The 5,069-nt window shown below is 66.6% G+C and carries 3 protein-coding genes; all 3 read left to right on the top strand.

From position 1 onward, the window contains the following. Positions 1 to 655: 655 nt before the first annotated feature. The 3 genes from ABNS06_RS05170 (at position 656) to ABNS06_RS05160 (ending at position 4,838) form a co-directional block, all read left to right on the top strand. Positions 656 to 1,966, top strand: coding sequence for an acetyl-CoA C-acetyltransferase (locus ABNS06_RS05170; protein ID WP_348673000.1), 1,311 nt, complete (start codon positions 656 to 658; stop codon positions 1,964 to 1,966). 248 nt (positions 1,967 to 2,214) lie between these two features. Continuing rightward, positions 2,215 to 4,164 carry a DUF294 nucleotidyltransferase-like domain-containing protein gene (locus tag ABNS06_RS05165; RefSeq protein WP_348672999.1) on the top strand — a complete coding sequence of 650 codons (1,950 nt, stop codon included), beginning with the start codon at positions 2,215 to 2,217 and terminating at the stop codon, positions 4,162 to 4,164. Beyond that, entirely contained in the window at positions 4,161 to 4,838 is a 678-nt protein-coding gene (locus tag ABNS06_RS05160; RefSeq protein ID WP_348672998.1) for a 3'-5' exonuclease, read from the top strand. Before ABNS06_RS05165 ends, ABNS06_RS05160 begins: the two co-directional genes overlap by 4 nt. Positions 4,839 to 5,069: the final 231 nt, after the last annotated feature.

Here is a 5,069-nt window from a genome sequence, read left to right as displayed (position 1 = left end):
ACGGAGCTGGACGAGCGGATTCGCGCGCTGGAGCAGCTTCGGGATCAGCTGACCGATTGCATCGGATGCGGGTGTTTGTCGATTGATCGGTGTCCGTTGCGGAATCCGGGGGATGCGTTGGGGGAGGGGGGGGCTGGGGCGCAGCTTCTGGTTTCGTCGGACGTTTGAAACCATTCACGTTCGGCCCGCTGGCTCCGCCGCTGTCTGTGCTTCTCGGCTGAGCAAACGGCACGAAAAACCAGGCTCCGCTTCAGCCTCGGGTTGAACTCCGTTGGACGTGGCCGAGCATCGCAGCGGGCGGTGGATCAGTCGGCGCGCAGCGCCGAGCGAGGCAGGGATGCCGAAGCCGTTGCAGTCGGGCCAGGACGGCCCGTCTGCAACGCCCACCGGCTGCGAGAAGCGCAGGGCACCAGCCGCCAAAGGCGGCTGGCCACGTCCCGGGCGCCCTTTCTTTTCGCCGGTTTTCTTTGGGCGTACAAAGAAAATCGGCTCGCCCGGCAGGGCGAAACCCGGCGCATCAAGCACACATGCCCGTGGTGGATGTCGCCACCCTGATTGACCTCACTGACACCATCCCATCAGCGCCCCGGATGTTGCAGTGCGACACCCCCAGGATTACCGTGACGCCCAATTTTTCTTACGACTGGAGCACTCCATGTCCGATCTCCCACGCAAGGTCGCCATCGTCGGCGGCGCACGCATTCCGTTCTGCCGTTCCAACACGGCTTACAGCAACGAGTCCAACCACTCCATGCTCACGGCCACGCTCGACACGCTGGTCGACAAGTACAACCTCGCCGGTGAACGCCTGGGCGAGGTCGCCTCCGGCACGGTGATGCACCTGCGTCCGACCACCTGCATGACACGCGAAGCGGTCATCGCGTCGAAGCTGGCGAACGAAACCCCGGCCTACGACGTGCAGCAGTACTGCGGCACCAGTCTGGAAACCGTGCTCACGGTCGGCAGCAAGATCGCGCTGGGCCAGATCGATTGCGGCATCGCCGCCGGCACGGACACGACGTCCGACGCCGCCGTCGGCGTCAACGAGGGTTTGCGCAAGATCCTGATGGAAGTGAACCGCGCGAAGACCGGTGGTGATCGCCTCAAGGCGCTGATGAAGATTCGCCCCGGTCACATCGTTCCGAACATCCCGTCGAACGCCGAGGCCGCGACCGGCAAGTCCATGGGCCAGCACTGCGAGGACATGGCGCAGGCCTGGGGCATCAAGCGCGAAGACCAGGATCTGCTGGCCTTCACCAGCCACAAGCAGGCCGCCCAGGCCTACGAGGACGGCTTCTACGACGACCTCGTATTCCCGTTCGCCGGCGTGAAACGCGACAACAACATGCGCGCCGACAGCACGCTGGAAAAGCTGGCGTCGCTGAAGACCGCGTTCAGCAAGAGCGAAGACGCGACGCTGACCGCGGCCAACTCCACCCCGCTGACCGACGGCGCCGCCGGCGTGCTGCTCGCCAGCGAGGAATGGGCGAAGTCCAAGGGCCTGCCGATCCTGGCCTACCTGGTCACCAGCGAGACGGCCGCCGTCGACTTCATCAAGGCCGACAAGAGCAGCGACAGCTTCGTCCGCGGCGCCGAAGGCCTGCTAATGGCGCCGGCCCAGGCCGTGCCGCGCATGCTCGGTCGCCTGGGACTGGGGCTTGGCGATTTCGACTTCTACGAAATCCACGAAGCCTTCGCCGCCCAGGTGCTCTGCACGCTGGCGGCCTGGGAGGACGACCGCTTCGCCAAGGAATACCTCGGCATGAACAAGGCGTTCGGCTCCATCGACCGCAGCAAGCTCAACGTCAAGGGCGGCAGCCTGGCGATGGGCCACCCGTTCGCGGCCACCGGCGCGCGCATCGTCGGCTCGCTGGCCAAGATCATCGAGGAGAACAAGGGCGGTCGCGGCCTGATCTCGATTTGCGCCGCCGGCGGCATGGGTGTCACCGCGGTGCTGGAAGGCTGATTCCGGCGCAACAATCGGCGACCTGATGTCGCCCCAAGCGGCCCGGGCTCATCCCCGGGCCGCTTGCTTTGTGGCGCCGTCAATGGCCCAAGCGGGTCATCGTGTCACCATTGATCCGACTGAAAGTTTGTCCCGCCGGATCAGTGAGCTACGATGCGGTTCTGACCGTTCCACGCTGACTGATCCTTGGCCTCGTTTGTCCTTTCCCGCTCGAATGTCGTCATGGCCTCTGGCCCGGCGGGTGCTGTGTGACAACACCCACCGCGGACGCGTCGACTCCCGTTCGCGCCGGTCGCGGTGCGCTCCAGACCATCGACAACACGGTCGCGTTCCTGCGCGAGCACGCCCCCTACGACGAGATTGACGAGGCGCTGCTGCGCGAGGTGCTCCAGCACGCGCAACTCGCCTACTACGCCCAGGGACGGTCCATCATCGGACCGGACGACGGCATTCCCGGGTTCTTCTGCGTCGTCCAGCAGGGTCTGGTCCGGGGCGTGCGTCCCGACGCGGTGGCCGAAGCGCCCGCGCTGTTCGAATCCGGTGCGGGTGAGACCTTTCTCGCCGCCGCGCTGTTCGAAGAGCGTCCAACCCGGACCGCGCATATCGCCGCCGAAGACAGTTTCGTCCTCCAGATTCCGCGCACGCAGTTCCGCGAACTGCTCGACCAAAGCGCGCGTTTCCTGCACTACTGCGAGCGGCGCGCCAGCGTGCTGGTCGAGCGGGCCCGCGAGCAGATGCGCTCGCAGGTCGCCGCCGAACTGCAACGCGCGGCCACGCTGGACACCCGGCTCAACAGCCTGCCCTTGCGCCCGCCGGTGACCTGCCCGCCGGAGACCACCGTCCAGTCGGCGGTCACCACCATGCATGAGGAAAAGGTGGGCAGCATCGTCGTACTGGACGAGGATCGGCGACCGCGCGGAATCTTCACGCTGCATGACCTGCGTCGGATCATCGCCTCCGGTGACGCCGACCTGCGGCAGCCGATCCAGGCCTGCATGACGCCCGACCCCACCGCGGTCGGTGGTTCGCATTCGGTCTTCGACGCCGTCTCGACGATGATGGAACACCACATCGGCCATCTGCTGCTGCTCGAGGATCGACCGGAACACGGCCATGGTCTGATCGGCGTGGTGTCGCAGCGCGAGCTGTTCCTGCAACAGCGCGTGGACATGGTGAACCTGTCACGCACCCTGTCGCGGTGCACGTCGGCCGAGGCGATCGCGGAAGTCCGTCGCCAGATCGGCCGGGTGATCAGCACGATGCTCGCCCATGGCGCCTCGGGCAAACAGCTGACCGGGCTGATCACGCAGCTGAACGACGTCGCCACCCGCCGCGTGCTCGAACTCGCGGAGGACACGTTCGACGACGAACTGCCGCCCTACACCTGGCTGGCGTTCGGCAGTCAGGCACGGGGCGAGCAGACCCTGCACACCGATCAGGACAACGGCCTGCTGTTCGAAGCGGACTCGCCCGGCGAAGCCGCCGCGATGCGGCAGCGCCTGCTGCCCTTTGCCCGGCATGCGAACACGCTGCTCGACGTGGCCGGCTTCCCGACCTGTCCGGGCAACGTGATGGCCGGCAACCCGGAGTTGTGCCTGAGCCGGCAGGAGTGGGTTCACCGCTACCAGGGCATCATCGACACCCAGTCACCCGAGGCGCTGCTCAAGGCCTCGATCTTTCTCGATCTGCGCGTGATCGCCGGCGACGAACAGTCGCTGCAGCACGTGACCGATCAGGTGCTTCCGAAAGCCGAGCACAACACCCACTTTCAGCACGCCATGGCGCAGATCGCCCTGGGGTTCAAGCCGGCGCTGGGCATGATTCGCTCGTTCGCGACACAGCGCAGCGACGCCGGCCGCACCCTGGATCTCAAGCGCAACGGCCTGCAAAGCTATGTGGCCGCGGCCCGGACCCTGGCGCTGGCCGAGGGCGTAGCCTGCGCCAACACCGATGATCGCCTCGAGGCGCTTGCCGCCGAGGGCAAGCTGGACGCCCGCGATACCCATGCGTGGATCGAAGCGTTCTCGTTCATGCAGGTGCTGCGCATGCGCGCCCACCAGGAACAACTCGAAGCCGACCTGCCGCTGTCCAACAAGATTGCGCCCGACGCGCTCAATCCGCTGGACCGTCGCATCCTCAAGGAGGCGCTGCGCCAGGCACAGCGGCTGCACGATCGGCTCAAGCTGAATTACCCGTGAGCGCCCTGTTCGACCGCGTCGAGGATGTTGCCGACCGCCTGCTCCACCCCTCGTTCACCGAAAGTCTGGACGGCACGCTGGCGCAACGGATGGTGGTGGTGGACGTCGAGACAACGGGTCTGGACGTGCGGCGTGACGACCTGCTGGCCATCGGCGCCGTCAGCATCGCCGACGGACAGCTGGACCTGTCATCCGGCCATTCAGCGTTGATCGAATCGGACAGCACGCCGTCCGCCGCGAACGTGCTGGTCCACCGGCTCACGCCCCGGCGGCTGCGTCATGCGCATTCCCCGACACAGGCCCTGGAAGACTTTCTCCACTACGCGGGACACGCGCCGATGCTGGCGTATCACGCGCCCTTCGATGCGGCGGTGTTGCGGCGCGCGGTGCTCAAGACCGAGGCCCGAGTGATCCGCCCGGTGTGGCTGGATGTCGCCGAATGGGTACTGCTTGCCAGACCCGAGATCGGGCCGGCGATTCCGTCGCTGGACGATGCGCTGGCCGCGTTCAACATCCCGACGGCCGACCGTCACGACGCATTGGCGGACGCCACCGCGACCGCCTGGCTGGCGCTCAAGCTGATCGCGATCAGCGAGGACCAGGGCATCGACACGGTTCGGGAACTGCGCCGCCGCCTGCGACGGCACCGGACCCTCAGACGATGGAGGGGCTGAGTCTCCCTCGGGAAACCCAGCCCCTCTTGTTGCTTCCGGTTGTCTTGCGAGGCTGCCGACGCCTCCCCCATTTCACCCCGCAATGAGGCGCCGGCAGCAATCCGGCTAGAAGCCGGCCGGATCCAGGTACATCAGCCTGTTCGGCGAACCTGCACCGGCATCGGAGACCAGGCCGGTGGATGCCGCGCCCACCAGTGCCGCTGCCGTGTCCGCCGGCGTGGCCGAACCGTT

Source organism: uncultured Abyssibacter sp., assembly GCF_964000955.1.
Taxonomy (GTDB): Bacteria; Pseudomonadota; Gammaproteobacteria; order Nevskiales; family OUC007; genus Abyssibacter.
The sequence above is the reverse complement of the archived record's forward strand: the minus strand, read 5'-3'. Positions and strand labels throughout refer to the sequence as shown.

Excerpts from the sequence above, each read along its gene's own strand:
- ABNS06_RS05170 (WP_348673000.1), top strand. The coding sequence starts at position 656 with ATGTCCGATCTCCCACGCAAGGTCGCCATCGTCGGCGGCGCACGCATT.